This is a genomic window from Bacteroides sp. 44_46 (assembly GCF_001915465.1).
Lineage (GTDB): Bacteria > Bacteroidota > Bacteroidia > Bacteroidales > Bacteroidaceae > Bacteroides > Bacteroides clarus.
Genome location: NZ_MNQO01000017.1, coordinates 97,761 through 123,499, shown reverse-complemented (window position 1 = coordinate 123,499; position 25,739 = coordinate 97,761). Strand labels below are relative to the sequence as shown.

21 protein-coding genes and 1 pseudogene are annotated in these 25,739 nt (G+C 48.0%); 16 read left to right on the top strand and 6 right to left on the bottom strand.

The window, feature by feature from the left end; genetic code table 11:
• Nucleotides 1–105 precede the first annotated feature (105 nt).
• The 5 genes and pseudogenes from BHV73_RS09230 (at nt 106) to BHV73_RS09210 (ending at nt 5,788) form a co-directional block, all read left to right on the top strand.
• Nucleotides 106–956 (top strand): annotated as a pseudogene (locus BHV73_RS09230) (sigma-70 family RNA polymerase sigma factor).
• Nucleotides 957–1,141: 185 nt separating this feature from the next.
• Complete coding sequence (locus BHV73_RS09225) at nt 1,142–1,534, top strand: hypothetical protein (RefSeq protein ID WP_022218475.1); 393 nt, start codon at nt 1,142–1,144, stop codon at nt 1,532–1,534.
• Between the two features lie 30 nt (nt 1,535–1,564).
• Nucleotides 1,565–2,800 carry a clostripain-related cysteine peptidase gene (locus tag BHV73_RS09220; RefSeq protein WP_286738035.1) on the top strand — a complete coding sequence of 412 codons (1,236 nt, stop codon included), beginning with the start codon at nt 1,565–1,567 and terminating at the stop codon, nt 2,798–2,800.
• A gap of 174 nt (nt 2,801–2,974) precedes the next feature.
• Nucleotides 2,975–5,431 carry an FAD-dependent oxidoreductase gene (locus BHV73_RS09215; RefSeq protein WP_286738034.1) on the top strand — a complete coding sequence of 819 codons (2,457 nt, stop codon included), beginning with the start codon at nt 2,975–2,977 and terminating at the stop codon, nt 5,429–5,431.
• Nucleotides 5,432–5,440: 9 nt separating this feature from the next.
• On the top strand, nt 5,441–5,788 hold the full coding sequence (locus tag BHV73_RS09210) for a MarR family winged helix-turn-helix transcriptional regulator (protein ID WP_286738032.1): 348 nt from the start codon (nt 5,441–5,443) through the stop codon (nt 5,786–5,788).
• Nucleotides 5,789–5,866: 78 nt separating this feature from the next.
• Here BHV73_RS09210 and rlmH read toward each other — a convergent pair whose 3' ends face one another.
• Nucleotides 5,867–6,340: a 23S rRNA (pseudouridine(1915)-N(3))-methyltransferase RlmH gene (gene rlmH, locus BHV73_RS09205; RefSeq protein ID WP_009121699.1), complete on the bottom strand. Its 474-nt coding sequence runs from the start codon at nt 6,338–6,340 to the stop codon at nt 5,867–5,869.
• A gap of 290 nt (nt 6,341–6,630) precedes the next feature.
• Here rlmH and BHV73_RS09200 point away from each other — a divergent pair, with 290 nt between their 5' ends.
• The 7 genes from BHV73_RS09200 (at nt 6,631) to BHV73_RS09170 (ending at nt 12,023) form a co-directional block, all read left to right on the top strand.
• Nucleotides 6,631–7,023: a DUF4783 domain-containing protein gene (locus BHV73_RS09200; RefSeq protein ID WP_286738030.1), complete on the top strand. Its 393-nt coding sequence runs from the start codon at nt 6,631–6,633 to the stop codon at nt 7,021–7,023.
• Nucleotides 7,016–7,864, top strand: a complete 849-nt coding sequence (nadC, locus tag BHV73_RS09195; RefSeq protein WP_009121702.1) for a carboxylating nicotinate-nucleotide diphosphorylase — start codon at nt 7,016–7,018, stop codon at nt 7,862–7,864. The genes BHV73_RS09200 and nadC overlap by 8 nt, the downstream gene beginning before the upstream one ends.
• A gap of 144 nt (nt 7,865–8,008) precedes the next feature.
• Nucleotides 8,009–8,620 carry an RNA polymerase sigma factor gene (locus BHV73_RS09190; RefSeq protein ID WP_009121703.1) on the top strand — a complete coding sequence of 204 codons (612 nt, stop codon included), beginning with the start codon at nt 8,009–8,011 and terminating at the stop codon, nt 8,618–8,620.
• Nucleotides 8,604–9,695, top strand: a complete 1,092-nt coding sequence (locus BHV73_RS09185; RefSeq protein ID WP_009121704.1) for a putative outer membrane beta-barrel protein — start codon at nt 8,604–8,606, stop codon at nt 9,693–9,695. The genes BHV73_RS09190 and BHV73_RS09185 overlap by 17 nt, the downstream gene beginning before the upstream one ends.
• 21 nt (nt 9,696–9,716) lie before the next feature.
• On the top strand, nt 9,717–10,262 hold the full coding sequence (locus BHV73_RS09180; RefSeq protein ID WP_009121705.1) for a DUF4943 family protein: 546 nt from the start codon (nt 9,717–9,719) through the stop codon (nt 10,260–10,262).
• Between the two features lie 37 nt (nt 10,263–10,299).
• Entirely contained in the window at nt 10,300–10,971 is a 672-nt protein-coding gene (locus tag BHV73_RS09175) for a DUF4858 domain-containing protein (protein WP_009121706.1), read from the top strand.
• Nucleotides 10,972–11,057: 86 nt separating this feature from the next.
• Nucleotides 11,058–12,023, top strand: coding sequence for an NAD(P)H-dependent flavin oxidoreductase (locus BHV73_RS09170; protein WP_118047938.1), 966 nt, complete (start codon nt 11,058–11,060; stop codon nt 12,021–12,023).
• 131 nt (nt 12,024–12,154) lie between these two features.
• Here the strand turns inward: BHV73_RS09170 and gadC are convergent, their stop codons facing one another.
• The 4 genes from gadC to gad form a co-directional block, all read right to left on the bottom strand.
• Nucleotides 12,155–13,765, bottom strand: a complete 1,611-nt coding sequence (gene gadC, locus BHV73_RS09165) for a glutamine/gamma-aminobutyrate antiporter GadC (RefSeq protein ID WP_286738027.1) — start codon at nt 13,763–13,765, stop codon at nt 12,155–12,157.
• A 102-nt stretch (nt 13,766–13,867) separates the two neighbouring features.
• Entirely contained in the window at nt 13,868–14,611 is a 744-nt protein-coding gene (locus tag BHV73_RS09160) for a potassium channel family protein (protein ID WP_286738026.1), read from the bottom strand.
• Between the two features lie 117 nt (nt 14,612–14,728).
• A complete protein-coding gene (gene glsA, locus BHV73_RS09155; RefSeq protein ID WP_009121710.1) occupies nt 14,729–15,694 on the bottom strand; it encodes a glutaminase A in 966 nt (321 codons plus the stop codon).
• A 52-nt stretch (nt 15,695–15,746) separates the two neighbouring features.
• Nucleotides 15,747–17,183: a glutamate decarboxylase gene (gene gad, locus BHV73_RS09150; protein ID WP_009121711.1), complete on the bottom strand. Its 1,437-nt coding sequence runs from the start codon at nt 17,181–17,183 to the stop codon at nt 15,747–15,749.
• Nucleotides 17,184–17,420: 237 nt separating this feature from the next.
• Between gad and BHV73_RS09145 the strand changes: the two genes are divergently transcribed.
• Nucleotides 17,421–18,635, top strand: coding sequence for an MFS transporter (locus BHV73_RS09145; RefSeq protein WP_009121712.1), 1,215 nt, complete (start codon nt 17,421–17,423; stop codon nt 18,633–18,635).
• Between the two features lie 575 nt (nt 18,636–19,210).
• On the opposite strand, the gene ald is transcribed toward BHV73_RS09145, so the two are convergent.
• Nucleotides 19,211–20,317, bottom strand: coding sequence for an alanine dehydrogenase (ald, locus tag BHV73_RS09140; protein WP_022218484.1), 1,107 nt, complete (start codon nt 20,315–20,317; stop codon nt 19,211–19,213).
• Nucleotides 20,318–20,505: 188 nt separating this feature from the next.
• Between ald and BHV73_RS09135 the strand changes: the two genes are divergently transcribed.
• From BHV73_RS09135 to BHV73_RS09125, 3 genes are all read left to right on the top strand, one after another.
• Nucleotides 20,506–22,209: a M23 family metallopeptidase gene (locus BHV73_RS09135; protein WP_087413158.1), complete on the top strand. Its 1,704-nt coding sequence runs from the start codon at nt 20,506–20,508 to the stop codon at nt 22,207–22,209.
• A gap of 51 nt (nt 22,210–22,260) precedes the next feature.
• The gene (locus BHV73_RS09130) at nt 22,261–23,898 is read left to right on the top strand and encodes a C69 family dipeptidase (protein WP_087413159.1); all 1,638 of its coding nucleotides are present in this window, start codon (nt 22,261–22,263) and stop codon (nt 23,896–23,898) included.
• A gap of 81 nt (nt 23,899–23,979) precedes the next feature.
• Nucleotides 23,980–25,722: a phospho-sugar mutase gene (locus BHV73_RS09125; RefSeq protein ID WP_009121716.1), complete on the top strand. Its 1,743-nt coding sequence runs from the start codon at nt 23,980–23,982 to the stop codon at nt 25,720–25,722.
• The last annotated feature ends 17 nt before the right edge of the window (nt 25,723–25,739 follow it).

Below are 25,739 nucleotides of genomic sequence, written 5' to 3'. Positions count from 1 at the left end.
TTTTTGTTGTATAAGTAAGATATAAATAAGGTAAAAAAGTTCGGGCAAGTTTGTTTGTAATAAATAATTTGTCGTAACTTTGCAACCCAAATCTGTATTATAAGAATGAGACAATTAAAAATTACCAAAAGTATCACTAACAGAGAGAGCGCTTCTCTTGACAAGTATTTGCAGGAAATCGGTCGCGAAGACCTCATTACAGTCGAAGAAGAGGTAGAGCTCGCTCAGCGCATCCGCAAGGGTGACCGTGTTGCACTGGAGAAATTGACACGTGCCAATCTGCGTTTCGTTGTATCTGTAGCCAAACAGTACCAGAACCAGGGTTTGAGTTTGCCCGACTTGATTAACGAGGGCAATTTAGGACTGATTAAGGCTGCCGAAAAGTTCGATGAAACACGTGGTTTCAAGTTCATCAGTTATGCAGTATGGTGGATACGTCAGTCCATTTTGCAGGCTTTGGCAGAGCAGTCGCGTATTGTGCGTCTCCCTTTGAACCAGGTAGGCTCGCTGAACAAAATCAGCAAGGCTTTCTCTAAGTTCGAGCAGGAAAACGAACGTCGCCCGTCTCCCGAAGAGCTTGCCGATGAATTGGAAATCCCTGTTGACAAAATCTCTGATACGCTGAAGGTTTCCGGTCGCCATATTTCGGTGGACGCGCCTTTCGTTGAAGGAGAAGACAACAGCCTGCTCGATGTGTTGGTCAACGACGACTCTCCTATGGCCGACCGCTCTTTGGTGAACGAGTCTCTTGCGAGGGAGCTCTTTCTACGTTAACCGATAGGGAAAAAGAAATCATACAGATGTTTTTCGGTATCGGACAGCAGGAAATGACATTAGAGGAAATCGGCGACAAATTTGGTCTCACACGTGAGCGCGTCCGCCAGATTAAAGAAAAAGCAATCAGAAGATTAAGACAAAGTAATCGTAGCAAATTGCTCAAATCTTATTTGGGATAAATAAGAATATCGGTTTCTGACAAATAAAGAAATTAAGTAAACCGGTCTGTCCAGCGTGGACGGCCGGTTTTTTCCGTCTTTAAATCATGATAAAGCGGTGTCTCCGCATAAAAAATAGGCGTGCTTATTTTGTTCTGCTTTCGGTTTACATTATCTTTGCCCCATTAAATAAACAAAAAGAAATTATGAAGCACGTAAAAATAGTATTTGCAGTAATGCTCGTATTTACTTTGTGTACGGCATTTACAATGAAAAGTCATAAGCCGGTTTACGCTTTTGGTGTAGCGGCGTCTTTCAATGATTCGATAGTGTATTGTACGGAAATTCAGGTCTTGGATAGCGCGGCGCTGGATAAGAACGGTTTTCTGCCCAAACGCGATTTGTATAGCTATCAGTTGAAGAACTACCTGGAGTACGATTTGAAGAAACCCGATTATACGTGTATGGTCTATTTCAGTGAAAGCAGAAAGAAACTGGAAAAGGAAGCTGTCAAGGTAAAGGCGAAGTATAAGAAAGGAACAATGGTGCTGCAAGCTATTGCGCCGGACAAGTTTAGTTTTAAGAAGCCGGAAGAGTAATCATTGCTTCCCGGAATTATACGAATGACTATGAGATTGAAACTTTATACCCTGCTGTGCGCGTCTTTCCTTTTTTTGTTTACGTCCTGTAACCAAGATGATGACCCTGTGCCACCCGAAGCGGGAAGTAAAACCGTGCTTGTTTATATCGTAGCGGATAAAAATGGTTTGGAGTCTTCTTATCCGAGCAATTTTGCTACTCAGGATATTGATGAGATGCTAGTAGGTATGAAATCAATAGATACTTCTTTATATAATCTCTTGATTTATTTGGATGATAATGGGGATAGTCCTATTTTATTCCGTATAGCAAAAGATAAGAAAGGTAATGTTGAGAGGCAGATTGTTAAGAAGTATGCTGAGCAGGTATCTACGGATGTCGATGTGATGAAAGAGGTTATGCATCGTACTTTTTATGAATATCCAGCAGATAGCTATGGATTGGTTTATTGGTCGCATGCCGATGGTTGGATTCCTTATCCTGTACCTTCAGCGTCTACTCGTTGGATTGGACAAGATGCTGGTGAGGGACAGGATAACCGTATGAATATATCTGATTTCGTGGAAGTGTTGGATGATGAAATGCCGCATTTTGATTTTATTATGTTCGATGCTTGTTTTATGATGTCTATTGAGGTGGCATATGCAGTACGTAATTATACTGATTATTATATGGGATGTCCTACGGAAAATCCTGGACCGGGGGCTCCTTATGATAAAGTTGTGCCTTTGATGTTTAAACAGGGGGCAGCAGTTCAAATGGCAGAAGCTTATTTTAATCATTACAATGAAAATTATAAAGCAGGTGTTGGTATCTCAAATGCGAATTGGACGGGCGGCACTTCTGTTGCTGTTTTGAAAACCTCAGAGTTGGATAATTTAGCTATACTTACTAATCAGGTTTTGCAAACGGATGTCACGTTGGAAGAACTTCGTGCAAATATTTTCGATTATGACAAACGTATAAGTAAGGGGCATATTGGATATTTTGATATGCAAGGAATAATACAGTATTTGACAAGCGATGTCGAATATAAGATGTGGAAACAAGCCTTTAATTCTGCACTTGTTTATTGGAATACTACAGAAAAAAACTATTCTGCGTTTGCTGATTATAGATTTGATGCTGTTGCCGGAATGTTTTCGATGAAGGAAACAAATGGTGTCACGCATTATATTCCCCTTTCTTTAGACTCCCAGGCTGCCGCCGCATATCGTTCCACCGCTTGGTATACTGCTGCCGGTCTCGATAAGATGGGGTGGTAATTCCCGTTCCGAAAAACTTTTGAATGAAATATTATATATCATGAGGGGTGTGCCAATGTGGATATCACCCCTCATGGCATTAAAATATAGCCGATTAACATTATTTTCCAAAGGAAACTATTTTATATTGGAAATTATTGCTTTCTTTGCAGCATCAAACTAAAAGAAAGAAGTATGAAATATGTAATTATTGGTGGTGTTGCAGGTGGAGCTACAGCTGCCGCCCGGTTAAGAAGAGTAGACGAACAGGCTGAAATCATTTTATTGGAGAAAGGCAAATACATTTCGTATGCCAATTGCGGATTGCCTTATTATATCGGTGGCGTTATTGCCGAGCGTGAGAAACTGTTGGTTCAGACTCCCGCATCTTTCGGCCAACGTTTCCGGATTGATGTACGGGTAGAGAATGAAGCGGTCGCCATCGACCCGGAAAAGAAGACACTGACTATCCGCAAAGCCGACGGAAAGGAATATGAAGAAACTTATGACAAACTTCTGCTTTCTCCGGGAGCCAATCCGGTAAAACCGCCTTTGGAAGGCATCGATTCGGAAGGCATCTTTACGCTTCGCAATGTGGAAGATACCGACCAAATCAAGGCTTATATCACAGACAAACAAGTAAAACGCGCGGTTGTAGTGGGAGCGGGCTTCATCGGACTTGAAATGGCGGAAAACCTGCATCATGCGGGCGTTGCGGTTTCGGTTGTAGAAATGGGCAACCAGGTTATGGCGCCCATCGATTTCTCTATGGCTGCACATATCCACCAGCATTTAATTCAAAAAGGCGTTTCCCTTTACTTGGAAGAGGGCGTTACCCATTTCCGTCGCACCGAACAGGGAATTACTGTCTTCCTGAAAAGCGGAAAGACGATTCCCGCCGATATGGTATTGCTTTCTATCGGTGTGCGTCCGGCAACGGCATTGGCGCAACAGGCCGGTCTGAAGTTGGGGGAAATGGGCGGTATCTGGGTGGACGAGCACTTGGAAACTTCCGTAAAAGACATCTATGCCGTAGGCGATGCCATCGAATATCCTCATCCGTTGACCGGAAAACCGTGGCTCAACTATCTGGCTAATCCGGCCAACCGTCAGGGACGTATTGTTGCCGACAATATGGCATTGGGCAATACCACATCCTATGAAGGCGCCATCGGTACATCCATCGCCAAAGTCTTCGATATGACGGTAGCGTCTACCGGACTGGCCGCCAAGCGTCTGAAACAATGGGGAATGGAGTATCAAAGCTCGGTAACCCATTCGGCTTCGCACGCAGGTTATTATCCCGATGCATTGCCCTTGACTTTGAAACTGACGTTCCACCCGAAAACCGGTAAACTCTATGGCGCGCAATGTGTGGGTTATGAGGGAGTGGATAAGCGCATCGACCAGATAGCGGGACTTATCAAACACGGTGGAACCGTTTATGATTTGATGGAAACGGAACATGCCTATGCGCCGCCTTTCTCATCGGCAAAAGACCCCATCGCCATAGCCGGATATGTGGCTTCCAATATTATCAGCGGTGCAATGCCGGTTATCTCCTGGCGCGAACTGGCTGAGAAGAAAGACGAGGTAATGCTGATAGATACCCGTACGCCCGAGGAATTCTCGTTCGGAACGATTCCGGGAGCTGTCAATATTCCGCTGGACGGGATGCGCGACCATTTGTCGGAAATACCTACGGATAAGCCCGTTGTTCTCTTCTGCGCCGTAGGTTTGCGCGGATATCTGGCGCAACGTATCCTGATAGGGCGCGGCTATCGTAACACATTCAACTTGATAGGCGGATATAAGACCTATTCTACGGCAGTGGCGCCCGTTCCTGCTCCTATGGCACCATCGCCGGCGCAGCCTGCTGCATCCGCTCCGTCACAATCGGCGCAGGGCGGTTCTGCCAAAGAACCTTTGAGGGTTAATGCCTGCGGCCTGCAATGTCCCGGCCCTATCATGCAGGTAAAGAAAGCCATGGACAGCATTGCTCCGGGCGAGCGGGTGGAAATTGTGGCGACCGATGCGGGTTTCGCACGTGACGCTTCTGCCTGGTGCGCCACTACGGGCAACAAACTGATAGAGAAAAAAGAAGAAAAAGGACGTTACACGGTGTTGCTTGAAAAGGGCGATGAGGCCTGTGCCTGTCCGTCATCTCTTCCGGCAGCAGGCGGACGGGGAAAAACTTTAATTCTTTTTAGCGATGATTTAGACAAGGCTTTAGCTACCTTTGTACTCGCTAACGGCGCAGCGGCCACCGGACAGAAAGTGTCGATATTCTTCACCTTCTGGGGATTGAATGTCTTGAAGAAGATGCAGAAGCCCCGGACGGAGAAAGATATTTTCGGAAAGATGTTCGGCATGATGCTCCCGTCCAACTCATTGAAACTGAAACTGTCCAAGATGAATATGATGGGAATGGGCAGCCGGATGATGCGCTTCCTGATGAAACGGAAAGGGATAGATTCGTTGGAATCGTTGCGTTCTCAGGCGTTGGCGCAGGGCGTTGAATTTATAGCTTGTCAGATGTCTATGGATATGATGGGTATCCGGCGCGAAGAATTGCTGGACGAAGTTACCATAGGCGGTGTAGCTACCTATATGGAGCGCGCGGACAAGGCGAATGTGAATCTATTTATATAAACAGGAATAATGGAAACTTTATGTAGAATCCGCGATATTTACCGGGCGATAGCCGAGTTTGAAGTAAAATTCATGCAGGAGTTTGATTTGTCGTTGAATGAGGGTATGCTGTTGTGTACCCTGCTCAACACCCCCAAACTCACTTCCAGCGAGATAGCGGAAGCGCTCGGACTGTCAGCCTCCAATGCTTCCAAGATAATCCGTTCGGTAGAGGAGAAGAAGCTGATAACCCGCCTGGTGGGAAAAGCGGATAAGCGTCAGATGCACTTCGCGTTGACGCCGGAAGGGAAGAACCGTATTACGGTTATAAAGAACAATACTCCCGAAATTCCGGCTCTGTTGCAGGAGATTGTTTAAGAGGGGCTGTATCTGTGCCGGGATACCGTCTGCGGTGTCTGTGTCCGGAGACAGGTTCAGGGATAGGCTTTCTCGCGATTATTCGTGGTGATACGGTCCGCCGTTCAGTATCGTCATGGCACGGTAAAGCTGCTCCACGAAGATAAGCCTTATCATCTGATGCGAAAAGGTCATGCGCGAAAGAGACAGTTTCTCGTGTGCCGCTGCATAAACTTTGGGGGAGAAACCGTAAGGTCCGCCGATAATAAAAACCAGCCGTTTGTTTACGGTATTCATCTTGCGCTTCATATAGTCCGCGAACTCTATGGAGCGCATTTCTTTTCCCCCCTCGTCCAGCAGCACCACTACATCACCCGGTTGGAGAGCTTTCAGGATGAGTTCGCCCTCTTTCTCTTTTTGTACGTCCATGGAAAGGCTTTTGGTATTTTTCAACTCCGGGATGACTTCCATATCAAACGAGAGATAGCGCCGTGTGCGCTGTATGTAGTCATTGATGGCTGTGATAAAGTGCTGTTCTACGGTTCGTCCTACGACGAGCAAAGTCGTTTTCATGTGAATTACTGATTTTCGTGCAAAAATAACCCTTTCTCGTGAGAATGCCGCTTTTCTCTGTGTATTATTTATTTCATCCCATGGGACGGAATAATCCGTCTCACGAGACAAATAAATTCATCCCGTGAGATGAAACAATCCGTCTTGCGGGACGGATAATTCCATCCCGCAGGACGAATTATTCCTTTCATGATGGCTGTACTTATGGAAGGTTAATAAAATAAAATCGGCCTTTTTTCTTGTTATTTACAAGATTTGCTTACCTTTGCCTATCATTAATACTTGTGAAAATGAATAAACGAGTAGTAATATTATGGCTCTGTCTCTTTGTCCGGGCGGTTTCGCTCGTGGCGCAAGATGTGCCGGCGGGAGTGGTCACGGCCTTTAAGAAGGGAGATTCTCAGGAGCTGAACGGGCATCTGAGTGATAAAGTAGAGTTGATTCTGGAGAATCGTCCAATCAATGTCGACCGCCGGACGGCAGAGGGAAAGATGGCCGCTTTCTTTTCCGGCAATCAGGTGAGCGGTTTTACGGTGAACCATCAGGGAAAACGCAATGAATCGGGCTTCATAGTCGGTACGTTGGCAACCGCAAACGGAAACTTCCGGGTGAATTGTTTCTTTAGAAAAGTGGCGGACAAATACGTGATACATCAAATAAGAATAGATAAAACAAATGAATAAGGAAGAAGAATTGATTGACAGGCTGATAGACCTGGCCTTTGCCGAGGATATAGGCGATGGTGACCACACCACCCTTTCGTGCATCCCTGCCACGGCAATGGGCAAATCCAAACTTTTGATTAAAGAAACCGGTATCCTTGCCGGCATTGAAGTAGCCAAAGAAGTGTTCCGCCGTTTCGACCCTGAGATGAAAGTGGAAGTATTCATCAACGACGGTGCGGAAGTGAAGCCGGGTGACGTAGCCATGATCGTGGAAGGCAGGATACAATCTCTGTTGCAGACCGAGCGTCTGATGCTCAACATTATGCAGCGTATGAGCGGTATCGCCACCATGACACATCGGTATGCCGGGAAGTTGAAAGGAACGAATACCCGTGTGCTCGATACCCGCAAGACAACTCCGGGCATGCGTATTCTGGAGAAGATGGCTGTAAAGATAGGCGGCGGCGTGAACCACCGTATCGGCCTGTTCGATATGATTCTGCTGAAAGACAATCATGTGGATTTTGCCGGCGGTATCGACAAAGCCATTACCCGCGCCAAAGAATATTGCAAGGAGAAAGGTAAAGACCTCAAGATAGAGATTGAAGTGCGCAACTTCGACGAGCTGCAACAGGTACTCGATTTGGGCGGTGTAGACCGTATCATGTTCGATAACTTTACACCAGAAATGACCAGAAAAGCCGTGGAAATGGTAGCGGGACGTTACGAAACGGAATCTTCCGGCGGCATTACTTTCGATACACTGCGCGACTATGCCGAATGTGGAGTAGACTTTATTTCGGTGGGTGCTTTGACGCATTCCGTAAAAGGACTGGACATGAGCTTTAAAGCTTGCTGATAAAGCGCCTGCATTGATAACCTGAATAAAAGTAAGACCTTCTGTAAGGATTGCATCGTGTAAGCAAGCTTATGGAAGGTCTTCTGTTTTAATTCTGCGATTCTTTAACTTCTTTTTAGAGATTCTGTTGCAGCATTCTTCCGGATGCTGCGTCTAACTGACAAACGACGCGAAGAGGCGTCCGTAAAACGAGCACTGACATTGGAAAATGAGATAGAACTGATAGAGGGCTGCCGGGCAGGAAAGGATTCCGCCCGAAAGGAACTTTACACTCTCTATTCCAAACAGATGTTGGCGGTGTGCTACCGTTATACGGGCGATATGGATGCGGCGCACGATGTTTTGCATGACGGCTTTATCAAAATCTTCACCCGTTTCACGTTTCGTGGCGAATGTGCGTTGAGCACATGGGTGACGAGGGTCATGGTGACGCAGGCCATCGACTATCTGCGGCGGAAGCACCGTTTCAGCCAACTGGTGGTAAACGAAGAACAGCTTCCCGATGTGCAGGACGAAGCAAGTGTTGCCGAAAGCGGGAGCCGCTTGTCGGAAGAAGTGCTGATGGCATTTGTGGCGGAGCTTCCCGACGGATGCCGTACCGTGTTCAACTTGTACGTCTTCGAGGAAAAGTCGCACAAGGAAATAGCGGAGCTGCTCCATATCAAGGAGCATTCGTCTACCTCGCAATTGCATCGTGCCAAGTGTATGTTAGCGAAAAGAATTAAAGAATATACCGAATATGAGAGAAAAAGATGAAATAACCGGATTGTTCCGCAGCCGTCTGGCCGGCACAGAGATGACGGTACGCAAAGGCTTCTGGGAGAAGTTGCGGGAAGACGTGGCGTCTTCCGCCTCGGAAGACCGGAAGAGGGCTGCGTTTCTTTCTCCGAAATATTATCGGGTGGCGGCTGCCGCATCCGTTATATTTGTGTTGGGAGCCGCATCGGCCGCTTTCTGGTACTTCTCTCCGAAAGAGGAAATAAAGGAAGCCTTTACGCAAGTGGTTGTTTTGACACCGGAAGGCAGTCTGAACGGTGATGTGGTGCAGGAGTCTTTCCCGTCCATCCGTCCGGCAACCCCGACGGCGCAGCATTCCGGCATGAAGCGACCCGCAAGCGGAACTCCCGCAGGCCTGACTGACCAGGCGGAAGATGAGGGCGAATCCGTTTCCGTCCGGCTTTCCATTACTATCAGGCAGCGAGTACAGGCCGGTGGCGGTTACTTCGACAACAATACCGTTTCACAGGCCGGTAGTCCTTATCAGAACGCCACCGCTCAGGCAGACGTTGCTTCGGATGCCTTTTCCGCTGTTCCCGCGGAAGAAGAACAGGAATCCGCTCCTGTAAAATATCGGAAATCGCGTAAGTGGGCGTTGAAAGCGGCTCTCGGCACCTCGCTCCCTGAAGGCGACTGCAATATGCCGCTGACGGCGGGAGTTACAGTGGAACGCAGTCTGAACAATTGGCTCGCTTTGGAAACGGGTATCCGGTACAATCGTTTGCCCGCCGACCGTACGCTGCACACTTTGGCCATTCCCGTAAAATTGAATATGACGCTGGCAAGTACTCCGAAAGTCGATTTATATGCCACCGTAGGCGGAGCCGCCGAAAAATGTATTGCCGGCGCTTCGGATAACGGCTTTCATGCGGAGCCCGTTCAACTGTCGGTAGCGGCAGGAGTAGGGGTGCGTTACAAATTGAACGACCGCTTTGCTTTGTTTGCCGAGCCTTCGGTTTCCCATCATTTCGATACGGATTCCGAAACCGGAACTTTGCGAACGGAACGCCCCACGAACCTGAACCTTTTGTGCGGAGTGCGTATGACTTATTAACCTTAAAGACAGTACAACAAAATGAATACTCTTTGTAAAATATATAAATACGGATACGTAATGCTCGCGATGGTATGCTGCCTTGCGCTTGTATCTTGCGGAGAAGAATCGCTGGATTATAATCATCCGGATGTGGATTTGTTTGTGAAGCAACTGAAGGCGGGAAAATACTCGGCTCAAAGCCCTGAGGGGCTGAGCAATGTGCCCAAGTTCGCCAAAGAAGATATTGAAGAGCTCTTGAAATATGCCGAGGATTTAACGGTGATACCTTCCTTCCCGCTGGCTCCCGTATCTTATTCGGCAGGCGGGAAATTGCGGTTGGGCGAGTGCATTCTGTGGACGGTGGAAACGATTCGCCTGGGACATAACGCCTCGATGGGATGCAAAATGGTGCATGTGGATGCCGAAAACTATGAGGGCATCTACTTCCTGACCGATGAAGAGGTGCTCGATGCGGCCGCCCGTTATCGCCGTTGGTGGGAAGGCCGGAAATATCCGCGTACCATGTGGACCATCGACCCTTGCTATGACGAACCGCTTTGCGGAAGCGGCTATATGTGGTGGTGAGATAAGGTATAAAGTATAAGGTATAAAAATTAATCGGGTGAAGTATTCTATTCTCTTTTTAGGGCTGCTTTGTGCGGTAGCCTTCCCCCTTTACGCTCAAGAGTGGACACCGCAAGACTCTTTGCGTTTGCACCGGTTGCTGAATGGCGGGGGAGAGGTGAAGCTGAATCCGGACGTGTTGAAAGAGATGGGCGCCGATGCTCCTTCGGGTTCTCCGAAAGCCGATGTGCATAAAACATGGCTGGACTTTAATACCGCCTTACCCGTAATGCCTCGGATGCCGGAGAAAAAGGTGGTGCTTACCCTGCGGCCTTATACCGCGAATACCAAATACAACTGGGACCCCGTCTATCAGAAAAAAATTACAGTGAATAAGAATACATGGCGGGGCGATCCGTTCTACGAACTGACCACGCGTTTCATCTATTCCGATTGGGCTAAAACTCCCATGGATGCCGGGCCTCGCGAAAGTATCGAACAAATAGAAGCTACGGGTTTGCGCTATATGGTGACCGAGCGTGCCAACAATATGGCGGTAGGAAGTTGGCGGGGTACCGGCAGCAGCGGATTTACAGGCGATTTTATGCGTCCTTTCACAAAAGAGTTCTGGAACAGGAAAGCGGCGAGGCGTCGCGCACGTACGCTGGAAGTATTAAAAGCTTATGGTGATTCCGTTAGCGCCCGCCGTAAAGAGGCAATAATCAAATAGGAGTATCCCGTCTTTAATTTCTTAAATATTGAACTTTCTTTCTCTTATCCTTGTTTTCATAAAGACAAACCTTTAAAGGATAAACAATGGATAGAATAACTTCTCTGTTTGGGATAAAATACCCCATCATTCAAGGTGGCATGGTGTGGTGTAGTGGCTGGCGGTTGGCGTCGGCAGTGAGTAATGCCGGTGGCTTGGGACTGTTGGGCGCAGGTTCCATGCATCCCGAAACTTTACGCGAACATATACAGAAGTGCCGTGCGGCCACGCATCATTCGTTTGGAGTGAATATTCCTTTAATGTATCCCCAGATAGAAGAAATCATGCGGATTGTGGTGGATGAGGGGGTGCGTATCGTGTTTACTTCTGCCGGAAACCCTAAAGCATGGACAGGCTGGCTGAAGAAACACGGCGTCACAGTGGTACATGTCGTTTCATCATCGCGCTTCGCCATGAAAGCCGAGGCGGCCGGCGTAGACGCCATTGTTGCCGAGGGCTTTGAAGCCGGCGGACACAACGGGCGTGAGGAGACGACCACTCTTTGTCTGATTCCTGCCGTACGCGCGGTTACCGCATTGCCCCTGATTGCTGCCGGCGGCATCGCCACCGGTGAGGCGATTCTCGCCATGCGCGCTTTGGGAGCCGAGGGCGTTCAGGTCGGTACGCGGTTTGCCTTGACCGAAGAAAGCTCTGCCAGCGAAGTGTTTAAAGAGTACTGCCTGCGTCTGAAAGAGGGTGACACCCGTTTATTACTAAAGAAATTATCTCCCGTACGTTTGGCCCGCGGCAATTTTCAGCGGGCGGTGACGGCTGCCGAGGCTGTCGGAGCTACGGAAGAAGAGTTGCGCATCCTCTTGTCGAAAGGACGTGCCAAACGCGGTATCTTCGAAGGAGACCTTGAAGAAGGCGAACTTGAAATAGGACAGGCTTCCGCCTTGCTCAATGAGAAAGGAATACAGACGGTTGCGGAAGTAATGGATGAACTGGTAACGGACTATCAGCGGGCGTGCGAAACGCTTGCCGCCAATATCTTCGAGCGTTTGGAAGTGTAAGTCCGGCTTTTGATTTGCTGCTTGTTTTAGTTTGACAGTTGATATAAAAGATTTTGCCTATAATGAAAATCCTGTATGATGTACATCAAAAGGATTTTCATTATAGGCAAAATTATATGGCAAGCCTGTCTTTACCCTTTAGGGGGAGTATTCGGAGCTTTACTGCCATTGCCGCCGTTTGCCGACGGAGTATTTCCCGTAGAAGCAGGTGCGACGCTCTCGCTTGCGGTCGCCGAAGCGCTTGTTCCGGCAGTCACTGTGGCTGTTTTACCCGCAACTTGCGCGGCCGGTTGTTCTTCCCAATGGAACGGTTCGAAAGTACTGTTCGGGTCAACCCAGCCCGGCTTCTTGGAAGCGTAGATGATGAACGGAGCGATTACCACGATAAGCGCGCCGATGATAAGCACGGAGAACCATACGGTATTGCTGCCGGTAGAAATCTGGCTGGGCGGGATGAAGCTCAGTACGAACGCGAGCAATGAGCCGCAGAAACCGAGACCGCCGACAAGCCACATCAGACCGTTACCGCCTTTACCGATACGGAACGGACGGTTCAGCTTCTTCATCTTATAACGCAATACGATAGCTCCGGAGAACATCAGCATATACATGATGAGGTAAAGAACCACCGTCAACTGTGAAAGAATCTGATAGAAGCTTTGCACCGAAGGCATCACCACGAACAAAAGGCTTAATATGGTTACAGCGCCGCCTTGCACGAACAGAATGTTCTTTTGTACACCCAGCTTGTTCGTTTTCTGGAAGAACGGGGGCATATAACCTGCTTTACCTACGGCAAAGATACCTTTGGACGGACCGGCGACCCATGTCAGTACACCTGCCAGCACGCCGAACGCCAGCGCAATGGCTATAATCGGTGACAACCAGGAAGCGTGGATATAACGGAAGTAGTTGTCGAAGCCTACCAGCAAACTCTGTGTAAGGCTGATATCCTTGGCCGGAATAATGACACCCAGAGCGAATGTACCCAACACGAAGATAAGCACCGTAATCAGCGCGCCGATAAACACAGCCTTCGGATAGTTCTTAGACGGATTGTTGACATCCTTCACGTGGATACCGCCCATCTCCATACCTGCATAAAAGAGGAAGATACTTGCGGCGAGCACCACATTGTCAAAGTTCGTCAGGTCCGGGAAGAAGCTGCTGTGGAAGTCCATATTGGAATGCCCGCCTGTTGCAAGGTAGATGATACCGAGTACAATCAGTAATCCGGCAGGGATAATCGTACCTACCAAACCGCCGACTTTAGCGACTTTTCCTACCCAGCTCATACCTTTCAGAGAGATGAAAGTTGCCAGCCAGTAGATAACGAGCACCACGACCAGCGTGTAATACTTGTTGTTCGCCAGCGACATGTCGTGCACGTCATTCATGCCGATAAACGCAATGGACACAGCGCCGAACGTCAGCACCGTAGGATACCAGATCGTACTTTCAATCCACTGTACCCAGATAGCGAGGAAGCCGAGCTTCTTTCCGTAGGCTTCGCCCACCCAGCGGAACACACCGCCTTGTTTGTCTTGAAACATAGCAGCCAATTCCGCAGCGACGAGTGACGTCGGGATAAGGAAAACTATGGCCGCAAATAAGTAATAGAAGGCCGAACTCATTCCGTACACGGCCTCGGCGGGCAGTCCACGCAGGGATACTACTGCCGTCACATTCATGATTGCCAGGGTAAACACGCCCAGCTTCACTGTTTGTTTAATATTTGCCATAAGTTAAGGTTTTAGATGAAAAATATATTCAAAATCAGCGTTTATAACAACCCCTGGGAACAGTTGTTCCCGGCGGGTAAGGGAAAATCTTGGTTTTAACAATTAAGGAGCGCTGTTTGCAGGCTCCTGTTTCTGTTCTATCTTTTTATAATAGTCCTGCTTTTCCTTGTTACGCCTCTCTACCAGGCTCGTTACATATACTGTGAAAATAGGGAACATCATCATGCCCAACGCCGCCAGCAGCACGGACAATACCCGTCCGGTGACGGTGGCCGCTATTATGTTGGAGCCTACCGTGGTCACATCCATGAACGCCCACCACAAAGCATCGCCATAGCCCGTAACCAAAGGATTGGTTCCATGCTCCATGACGTAGAAGGCAAGGCTTGAGAAGTAGACGGTAGCCAGCAACATGGTCAGGTAGGATACGAACAGACCCGATGCGCGGTTGTACGTCAGCCAGCCCACCACGATAGCCATGGCATAGCCGCCCCGTACTAACGGGATAAAACGCAGCATATAGGTAATTTCGGGTGAGAAAGTCCAGCCCATATAGGCTATGATATTCTGATAAGGAATTGCCACCAGCAGGAAGATGAAATGCGTGGCGACATACCGTTTCTTGTCTGTTGCCAGAATCCACTCCAGCACAAAGTCCGCCAGGAACAATGCGCAAATCCACAACTGTACTTCCATGTACACCGATTGCTCGTAGAAAGGGATGCCTTTGAACGTATCGATGGAGATGCTGATTACCAAAAACAGCGAAAGCAGCAGGATGATGACATGCAGGATGCCGTATATTCCTTTTTTTCGCAAAACGAATTCCGATAGAGCCATTTTCATAATGAGGTCTGTTTTGTGACGAGTTGCCACCTGCAACTCATCATTCATCATTAAATAGGTTGCCCCTCGGCGTTCGCGACGCTTTTGGAGCAACCTTGGAAAAAAGAGTATGAGAGATTATTCTGTAATCGTCACATTGTCACCGTTGAATACGCCCAGACCGAGCTTGTTCATGATGAACTTGATAGCCAGTTGCGCTTTGACGGAGTTGCCGGCTTCGTCCAACGGGGGAGCGAAAGCGGAAACACCCATCACACCGGGCAGTACGGCCATTACGCCACCGCCTACACCGCTCTTGGCGGGTATGCCGGCAGTGTACATCCAGTCGCCTGAATGCTCGTAGAAGCCTACGGTGGAAATCATTGAAGTGATTTTCGGCGCGAGCCCGGCCTCAAACACGTTTTGTTTGGTGACGGGATTAACGCCGTTGTTGGCAATCGTTCCGGCTGCAATGCCCAATTGTTCGGCTGTGATACCCAGTGAGCATTGGCGGGTATAAAGGTCGAGCGCCAAATCCGGATCATCGTAGATACGGTTGTAATTCTTCAATAACCAGGCAATGGAGCGGTTATTGAAGTTCGTAGCCGTTTCCGATTTGTACAGTTCGTCGATAAGCTGCGGAGCGGAGCCGCACAGTTCTGTGATGTTCTGTACGATGGCATCCCATTTCTTGTCCGAATTGCCTGCCGGCTGTACCATGGAGCAAGCGGAAATGGCTCCGGCATTTACCAATGGCGTAGAGGGATGGTCGTTCTCCAGCAAAATAGCGATGATAGAGTTGAACGGCAGTCCTGTTGCATCGGCGCCAATCATATCCAACACTTTCTGCGCACCGTACTGGCGCAGGATAAGTATGGCGGTATGTACCTTTGACACGGATTCTATGCCGAAACGGTAGTCCGTATCTCCGATATTGATGGTCTGTCCGTTCATCAGGCAAATGCTGAGGCCGAACAATTTGGAATCTATATTGGCAAGGTACGGAATATAATCCGCATTCTTGCCGCCTGTTTGTCCTTTCACCTCATTATAGGCTTGTTGGGCAACTTCCTTGATTTGAGAGATTGATATTTTCTTTTCCATATTTATATATACTGTGTTAAAGTGATAAGGCAGTAGAGTGATTATGACTTTATCACTTTTTGTGACGTCTGCCGCCGTGATTGAAGATTTTGCTTTCTACCGGCAGGTTCTTGTCCTGTGCCATGCGGGTAGGAGTGGGGTAGTCCAGTTTCTCCAGTTCGGCAATGGCATTCTTGATGTCGCCCAGCAACATGTCCGCCATGTCGCGGCTGAATCCTTGACGGACCACGACGCGCATCACTACGTAATCTTCCAGTTTGGAAGGCAGCGTATAGGCCGGAACCATCCAACCGTGTTGCGAAAGTTTATCCTGCAAGTCGTACAGCGTCCATTTGGCGGTCTTTGCGTATTCCGGTTTCAAATACCAGATGAACAACGGGTTCACCACCTCGTTGGAATAGTTGACGAACGGAGCCATTTTACCGATTTCGTCATGGATATACTTGGCGATTGTGAGTGAATTGTACTGTACTTCTTTGTAACCCTGGAAGCCTAAGCGGATAAATTGGTAATACTGTCCTAAAATCTGTGCGGCGGGACGGGAGAAGTTCAAACCTACTTGGGTAATATTGGCGCCGAGGTAGTTTACGCTGAATGACATTTCTTCGGGCAGATATTCTTTGCCTTTCCAGCAAACCCAACCCAGACCCGGATAAACCAAGCCGAACTTGTGACCGCTGACACTGATGGAAAGTACCCATTTCAAACGGAAGTCCCATTTCTTTTCAGGATACAGGAACGGAAGGATAAAGCCGCCGCTTGCAGCATCTACGTGGATAGGAATGTCGTAGCCGGTCTTGGCGTTGTATGCGTCGAGCGCTTTGTCAAGGGCTTCAACGTCGTCATTCAGTCCTGTCCATGTAACACCCTGGATAGGTACGATACAGATAGTGTTCTCATCACACATTTTCAGAGCTTCTTCGGGGTCGAGCGTGGTCTTGTCGAGTGTCAGGGGCACTTCACGCATTTCAATCTGCCACAGTTGGGCGAATTTTTCCCATACCACCTGGAAACCGGTCGAGATAACGAAGTTCGGTTTGTCGAACGGTTTGCCTTGAGCCTGGCGTTTCTTGCGCCAACGCAGCCATGCGGCCACACCACCCAGCATACATGCTTCTGAAGAACCGATGGCGAGCGCGCCGGTTTTCCAGGTTTCTTTTTCCGGAGAGTTCCACAGATTGGCGACGATGTTGATACATTTACCGTTCATTACGGCGATGCGGGGATACTCGGTTTCGTCGATGTAGTTGATGTTGATAGCTTCGTTCATCAACTTGGTTGCGTATTCGTCCATATAAGTAGTGACGAACGTAGCCAGGTTCAAACGGGGCTGGGTCTGCGCAAACGTTTCATCCTTCACCATCTGGTAGGCAATCTCCGGAGTGGTAGGCCCTTCGGGGATTTTCTCTACCGGTGAGGGTTGCAACATACGGTTCGAACCGAATACTTCGGTCTTTGCATCTCCTTTTCTGAAATTCAAATCTTCCATATAACTATAAGTTTTTAAAGGTTTAGGCGGCGGGGACCTTCCCCGTCGAATTTTCCACAACAACGACCCCCACGAAAGAAAGTTCCGCCGTTTTACATTATTTGGCGTTTATTAAAAGGGCGGGGCGGGAAATCCCGGCGCTTTTACGTCTTATTACTCTTTAATTATTACTTATCCTGTCCGAACATTCTGTTGCATCGCTTGTTTTCCTTCAACTAACCCACTCACTTTAAAATTATGAAAATTAATACCGGACAAGGAACCATTCCTCTTATTACGCTCATAGGTATCTGGTCTATTTCCGCGCTGACCTCATTGCCGGGCTTGGCTGTCTCACCTATTTTGGGAGAGCTCTCCACTATTTTTCCCCATGCCACGGAGCTGGATATACAGATGTTGACTTCTTTGCCTTCCTTACTGATTATCCCGTTTGTATTGTTGGCGGGCAAGTTGGCGGAGAAACGCGATTTTATCCGTTTACTGCGGGTGGGGCTTTGGCTGTTTGCCGCAAGCGGGGTACTTTATTTGTTTTCTTCCAAGATGTGGCAACTGATGGCTGTCAGCGCTTTGCTCGGTATCGGGGCGGGATTGATTATTCCTCTTTCTACGGGGCTGATTTCACGGTATTTCACGGGAGAGTATCGCGTCAAACAGTTTGGATACAGTTCCGCCATAACCAATATGACGCTGGTGGTGGCTACGGCCGTTACGGGTTATCTGGCAGAGGTACACTGGCGTTTGCCTTTTGTCGTTTATCTGTTGCCGCTGATTTCTTTGGTTCTTTCGGCCTATTTAAAAAAGAATACGGTTTCGGTCACGGTGAAGCAGGCGTCGGCTGTTATTCCTTCCATGCAGTCTGCGCCTGTGATTTCCGGTAAATATGGCATACATATACGCCATCTTATTCAGTTAATGCTGTTCTATGGGGTGGTTACATACGTAGTCCTTGCGGTTACTTTTAATTTACCTTTCTTAATGGAAGCGCACCACTTTTCAAGCGGAAATTCAGGGCTGATGATTTCTTTGTTTTTCCTTGCCATTATGGCTCCGGGGTTTATGTTGGATAATATAGTGAAGCTTTTGGGAAATAAAACAAAACTTTATAGCCTTTTGGCTGTTGCCGTCGGATTACTATTGATATGGATTTCTCCTACGGAATGGCTTATTGTGCCGGGATGTATTTTGGTCGGTTTAGGCTATGGTATCATTCAACCGCTGATTTATGATAAGACGGTCGATACTGCCATTCCTCAAAAGACAACGCTTGCCCTTGCTTTTGTAATGGTGATGAATTACCTTGCCATACTGTTGTCGCCTTTCATCACCGATTTTTTCCAATGGATATTCCATACCGGTTCGCAAGAATTTCCGTTCATTTTCAATTTGTGCATAACAATATTGACTATGTATTGGGCGTATGCGAAGAAAGGAGATTTCTTGTTTGATGATTGAGGTGGTGGATAAGTTATACGATGAGTGATGAATTATGAGTTATAAGTTATGAATTATAAATGATGGGTGATAAGTTATAAATTACAAGTTATGAGTGATGAATTATAATTTATAAATAATGAATTACGATTCTGCATAACAGCGCAGCCCAAGGCTGAAGGCCTTCTATCTCCAAGCCCGGGGCAACGCCCTGGGTTTAAAATGTCTTCTACATTTCTGCGCCCTGTAAGGGCAAAATATTTTATAATGCCAAAACAGAATTCAGATATAAGAGAACTTATAACTGAATCCCGTTTACATTTACACAAAATTGTGGATAGTGCCTTTGTATACAAGAATTCTGCCCTTACAGGGCGCAATGCTAATCAAATGTATATACCCGGGGTGTTACCCCGGGCTTGGAGATAGAAGGCCTTCAGCCTTGGGCTGCGCTGTTTATAATTCATCACTCATAACTTGTAATTTATAACTTATCACCCATCATTTATAATTCATAACTTATAACTCATAATTCATCACTCATCGCTCATAACTCATAACTTATCACTTATCACTTATAACTTATAACTTATAACTTATAATTCTACCTCCTCATACCTCATTCCGAACACATCCGCTACCGCCTTATATGTCACTTTCCCTTCTACCACATTCAGTCCCAATGCCAATGCCGGATCATCTTTACAAGCCTGTTTCCAACCTTTGCAAGCTAATGCCACGGTATAAGGCAGTGTTGCATTTGTCAGCGCCATAGTAGAAGTAAACGGTACAGCGCCGGGAATATTGGCTACCGCATAGTGCACAATACCATCCACAACATACGTCGGTTCGCTGTGGGTGGTGGGATGAGACGTTTCAAAGCAGCCGCCCTGATCAATGGCGACATCCACAAGTACGGTTCCGGGTTTCATCATTTTCAGCATATCCCTTGTGATGAGATGCGGAGCTTTATCACCGGGAATAAGAACGGAGCCTATTACCAAATCTATGGTAGGCAGTTCCATTTTTATATTGTGAAGCGAGGAATAGAGCGTTTTTACGTTTTTGGGCAAAACCTCGCTGAGATAGCGCAGGCGTGGCAGGTTGACATCCGTAATCATTACCTCGGCACCCATTCCCGCAGCCATTTGTGCGGCATTGGTACCGACTACGCCGCCACCTAAAATAAGTACGCGCGCGGGGCGGACACCCGGTACGCCACCCATCAGCTTTCCTTTTCCGCCTTGTGGCTTTTCCAGAAAGCGGGCTCCTACCTGGGTAGCCATACGTCCTGCCACTTCGCTCATAGGAGTGAGCAATGGCAAGGAATGGTCGTCCTTCTCCACCGTTTCATAAGCGATACATACGGCACCGCTTTCAATCATGGCTTCGGTCAGTAATTTATCGGCCGCAAAGTGGAAATAGGTAAATACCACTTGTCCCTTTTTAATCAGTTTGTACTCCGGTGCAATAGGCTCCTTCACCTTGACAATCATGTCGGCTATGGCATAGACATCTTCAATGGCAGGCAGGATTCGCGCACCTACGGCGATGTAATCATCGTCAGAGAACCCGCTGTTTGCGCCGGCCGTAGCCTGCACATACACCGTATGACCTTTCTTCACCAACTCGGCTACTCCGGCAGGGGTCATTCCTACACGGTTCTCGTTGTTCTTGATTTCTTTGGGTACTCCGATAATCATAATGTCATCTGTTAATGGTTAAACATGTTGCAAGATAGCGATTTCTCTGTCTCATTGTCATTTAATATAAGGTGTTTTACAACAGAAAACGCCTGCTTATTTATAGGGTAGGACGGTAGGATTATGCTTTTTTGTTTAGGCGGAGAGAACTATTCTTTTTATATTTGCATGCATTAAAAAAATAGGATATGATTTGTAAGAATATAAAACACTCTATATTTCTCTCAGTTTTATTTTTCGTTGGCAGCGTACAAGGCGGATATGCACAAGAGGCGTCCGATATGGAAACTGTGCCGGAGATGCAGACGGTGTCTTTTACTCCCCCTTTTGATTTTCCTATCGTCTTCTCCGGTAACTTCGGTGAGATACGTGCCAACCATTTTCATGGCGGATTGGACTTCAAGACCGGTGGGGCCATCGGCAAACCCGTGCGTGCTTTGGCAGACGGGCATATCTCACGCATCCGCGTAACGCACGGTTCGGGCTATGTGCTCGATGTGGATTACGACAACGGCTATTCCACTATCAACCGCCACCTCAGCGCGTTTGTAGGCGATATAGCCCGAAGGGTGAAAGATTTGCAGTATGAAAAGGAAAGCTGGGAAGTGGAGATTACTCCCGAGCCGGGGGAATATCCGGTAAAGGCAGGGCAGGTGATAGCCCTTAGCGGCAATACGGGCTACTCTTTCGGCCCTCACCTGCATCTGGATATGATTGAGTCGGCAACGGGAGACTATGTTGACCCGCTGCCTTTCTTTATGAAAAAAGTGAAAGACAATACCGCCCCTCATGCCGAAGGTATCATCCTGTTTCCGCAACCGGGCAAAGGTGTGGTAAACGGAAAGCAGATACATCAGACTTTCCCTGCCAGCCCTGCAAAACCTATCACGGCCTGGGGACTGATAGGCGCGGGAATTCGTGCCTATGACCACATGGACGGAGTGGGCAACCGCTACGGCGTGCATACCGTTATTCTCGAAGTGGACGGTGAAGAAGTATTCCGCAGTGTGGTAGACCGTTTTGCTTACGAAGAAAACCGCTATATCAATTCATGGACACACGGACAGTACATGAAGTCATTCATCGAACCGGGCAACCGCCTGCGTATGCTGCATGCCTCCAACGGCAATCACGGACTGATAGAAATCAACGAAGAACGTCCTTATCGCTTTGTGTACACTTTAAGCGACGCGTTAGGCAACACCTCGAAAGTCCGTTTTACCGTACAGGGAAAGAACACCGGCATCCGTCCTGTGGAACATCGCGAAAAGTATGCTTTCAAATGGGACAAAACCAATTATCTTCAGGAACCCGGTTTGGAGCTGGTCGTACCGCGCGGAATGCTGTACGATGATGTCTGGCTGAACTATTCCGTACGTGCCGATAGCGGAGATGTGGCTTTCACTTATCAGTTGCACGATACGCGTATTCCCCTGCACGGAGCTTGTGAAATGCGTATCGGTTTGCGCCGCGACCGCCTGGAAGATAAATCGAAATATTACGTAGCCGGCGTTACAGCCCGAGGTGGGAAATATAGCGTAGGCGGCACGTATGAGGACGGCTTTATGAAAGTCCGCATCCGCGACTTGGCTGCTTATACGGTGGCTGTCGATACCGTACCGCCGGAGATTACTCCGCTCAACCCTCAGCAGTGGGGGCGTACGGGGCGTATCGTCTTTAAAGCGAAAGACAAGGAGACAGGAATACACAGTTATCGCGGAACGATAGACGGAAAATACGCCTTGTTCGGCAAGCCCAACTCCATTAGCGGCAATCTGGTTTGCGAACTCGACCCGAAGCATGTAAAGAAAGGCGGCAGGCATACCGTAGAAATGACTGTAACCGACGGTTGTGGCAATCAGACCACGAAACAGTTCCGTTTTGCATGGTAACTCTTCATTTATATCATGGCATTATCAAATAAACTATATAATAACAGAAGTATGAAAAGATTAACTCTCTCCGTCGCGTTAGTGGTGGCAGCTGTGGCAAACGCATTTGCCTGTACCAACCTCATTGTGGGTAAGAACGCCTCTACGGACGGTTCTACAATTGTTTCCTATTCTGCCGACTCCTATGGATTGTTCGGCGAGTTATATCATTATCCCGCAGGTGTGCACAAAAAGGGCACATTGATTGACGTACACGAGTGGGATACCGGCAAATACCTCGGCCGGATAGAACAGGCACGCCAGACCTACAACGTTATTGGCAATATGAACGAATTCCAGCTTACTATCGGTGAGACGACTTTCGGCGGCCGTCCCGAGTTGGTGGACACTACCGGCATCATCGATTACGGAAGCCTGATTTATCTCGGTCTGCAACGTTCCCGCACCGCCCGCGAAGCTATCAAAGTAATGACGGAACTCGTACAGGAATACGGTTATTACAGCGGTGGCGAGTCATTCACCATCGCCGACCCCAATGAAATCTGGATTATGGAGATGATAGGCAAAGGTCCCGGTGTGCGTGGAGCCGTATGGGTGGCTGTCCGCGTGCCCGATGATTGCATTTCCGCGCATGCCAACCAAAGCCGTATCCACCAGTTCGATATGAACGACAAGAACAACTGTATGTATTCTCCTGACGTCATATCCTTTGCCCGTGAGAAAGGCTATTTCGACGGAGTAAACAAAGACTTCAGCTTTGCGAATGCCTATGCGCCGCTCGACTTTAGCGCTCGTCGTTATTGCGAAGCCCGCGTGTGGAGCTATTTTAATATGTTTACCGCCCGTGGCAACGAATTCTTACCTTATATATTAGGCGATACCGACACTCCGATGCCGCTTTTCGTAAAGCCCGACCGTAAAATCTCCGTACAAGATGTAAAGAATGCCATGCGCGATCATTACGAAGGCACTCCTCTCGACATTAGTAAGGATTTCGGCGCAGGACCGTATCATACTCCCTACCGTCTTTCTCCTCTTTCTTTCAAAGTGGGCGATAAGGAGTATTTCAACGAGCGTCCCATCTCCACGCAGCAGAGCGGTTTCGTGTTTGTGGCGCAGATGCGTTCCACGCTGCCCGATGCTATCGGAGGCGTATTGTGGTTCGGTACGGATGACGCCAACATGACTGTATTCACTCCCGTATACTGTTGCACGGATAAAGTGCCCGTATGCTATTCGCGTGTAGACGGTGCGGACTATATCACTTTCTCATGGAATTCCTCTTTCTGGATTTTCAACTGGGTTTCCAATATGGTATATCCCCGTTACGATCTTATGATTGGCGATGTACGTGCCACGCAGAACGAACTCGAAACCACTTTCAACGAGGCGCAGGAAGGCATTGAATCCGCCGCAGCCAAACTTCTGGAGAAAGACCCGGCCAAAGCGAAAGCATTTTTGACAAATTATACCAATATGACGGCACAGAGCGCTTTCGACACATGGAAGCGTCTGGGTGAATTCATCATTGTGAAATATAATGACGGTGTTGTCCGTAAAATGAAAGACGGAAAGTTCGAGCGCAATGCTATCGGTCAGCCCGCAGGGGTGCTTCGTCCGGGTTATCCGAAGGAATTCTTGGAAGAATATGTAAAACAAACGGGCGACCGTTATAAAATGCCCGATTGATTAGGATATTTGAACTTATTCTTTTACATTTGTGACTTAACAAAAAAATGAAGTATTAACCTTTAATATTAAAATAGTCTTATGGAAAATCAAGAACTGATTAAACAGGTAACTGAGAAAGCTGAAAAATGGCTTACCCCGGCTTATGATGCCGAAACTCAGGCTGAAGTGAAAAGAATGTTGGAAAATCCAGATAAGACCGAACTGATAGAATGTTTTTATAAAGACCTGGAATTCGGAACAGGTGGTTTGCGCGGTATCATGGGTGCGGGCAGCAACCGTATGAACATCTACACAGTAGGCGCGGCTACCCAGGGATTGGCGAACTATCTGAACAAATGCTTCAAGGACAAAGAGCAAATCTCCGTAGTAGTGGGTCACGACTGCCGTAATAACAGCCGCAAGTTCGCTGAAATCTCGGCTGATATTTTCTCGGCGAACGGTATCAAGGTTTATCTTTTCGATGACTTGCGTCCTACTCCGGAAGTTTCTTTCGCCATCCGTCACCTCGGTTGCCAAAGCGGTATCAACCTGACCGCAAGCCACAACCCGAAAGAATACAACGGCTATAAAGCCTATTGGGATGACGGTGCGCAGGTACTTGCTCCGCACGACACTGCCATTATCGATGAAGTGAACAAAGTAACTGTTGAGGACATCAAGTTCCAAGGCAACAAGGATTTGATTCAGATTATCGGCGAAGACATCGACAAGGTATATTTGGATAAAGTCCACACTCTTTCCATCGACCCGGAAGTGATTAAACGTCAGAAAGACCTCAGTATCGTTTATACGCCGCTTCATGGTGCGGGTAGAGTGCTTATTCCCGCTTCTCTGAAAGAATGGGGCTTTGAGAATGTACACTGCGTGCCCGAACAGATGGTCAAGAGCGGTGACTTCCCGACGGTAATCTCTCCGAATCCTGAAAATGCGGAAGCGCTTTCTATGGCCATCGAACTCGCCAAGAAGATTGATGCGGACATCGTAATGGCAAGCGACCCGGATGCCGACCGCGTGGGTATGGCTTGTAAGGACGATAAGGGCGAATGGGTGCTGATTAACGGTAATCAGACTTGCTTGCTCTTCTTGTACTATATCATCAAGAACCGTATCGCGACGGGCAAGATGCAGCCTACGGACTTCATCGTGAAGACCATTGTGACTACCGAACTTATCAAGGCGGTTGCCGATAAGAATAAGATTGAAATGCTCGATTGCTATACCGGCTTCAAGTGGATTGCCCGTGAAATCCGCCTGCGCGAAGGCAAGCAGCAATACATCGGCGGCGGCGAAGAAAGCTACGGTTTCCTTGCCGAAGATTTTGTTCGCGATAAAGACGCCGTTTCCGCCTGTTCACTGTTGGCTGAAATCTGCGCTTGGGCTAAAGACCAGGGTAAGACGTTGTATGACATCCTGATGGATATCTATGTAGAGTACGGTTTCTCTAAGGAAACTACCGTGAATGTAGTGAAGCCGGGTAAGAGCGGTGCAGATGAAATCAAGGCTATGATGGATAACTTCCGCGCCAATCCGCCGAAAGAAATCGGTGGTTCTGCCGTTTCCTTGATTAAGGACTACAAAACTCTGAAAGCTACCGATGCCAAGGGCAATGTAACCGACTTGGATATGCCCGAGACATCCAACGTTCTCCAGTACTTTACAGAAGACGGCACGAAGATTTCCGTTCGTCCTTCGGGTACGGAGCCTAAGATTAAGTTCTACATTGAAGTGAAAGGTGAAATGGGTTGCTCCAAGTGCTACGGCAATGCAAACGCCGAGGCTGAAAAGAAAGTGGAAGCAGTACGCAAATCACTCGGTATCTAAGACGACTTGACTCTTGA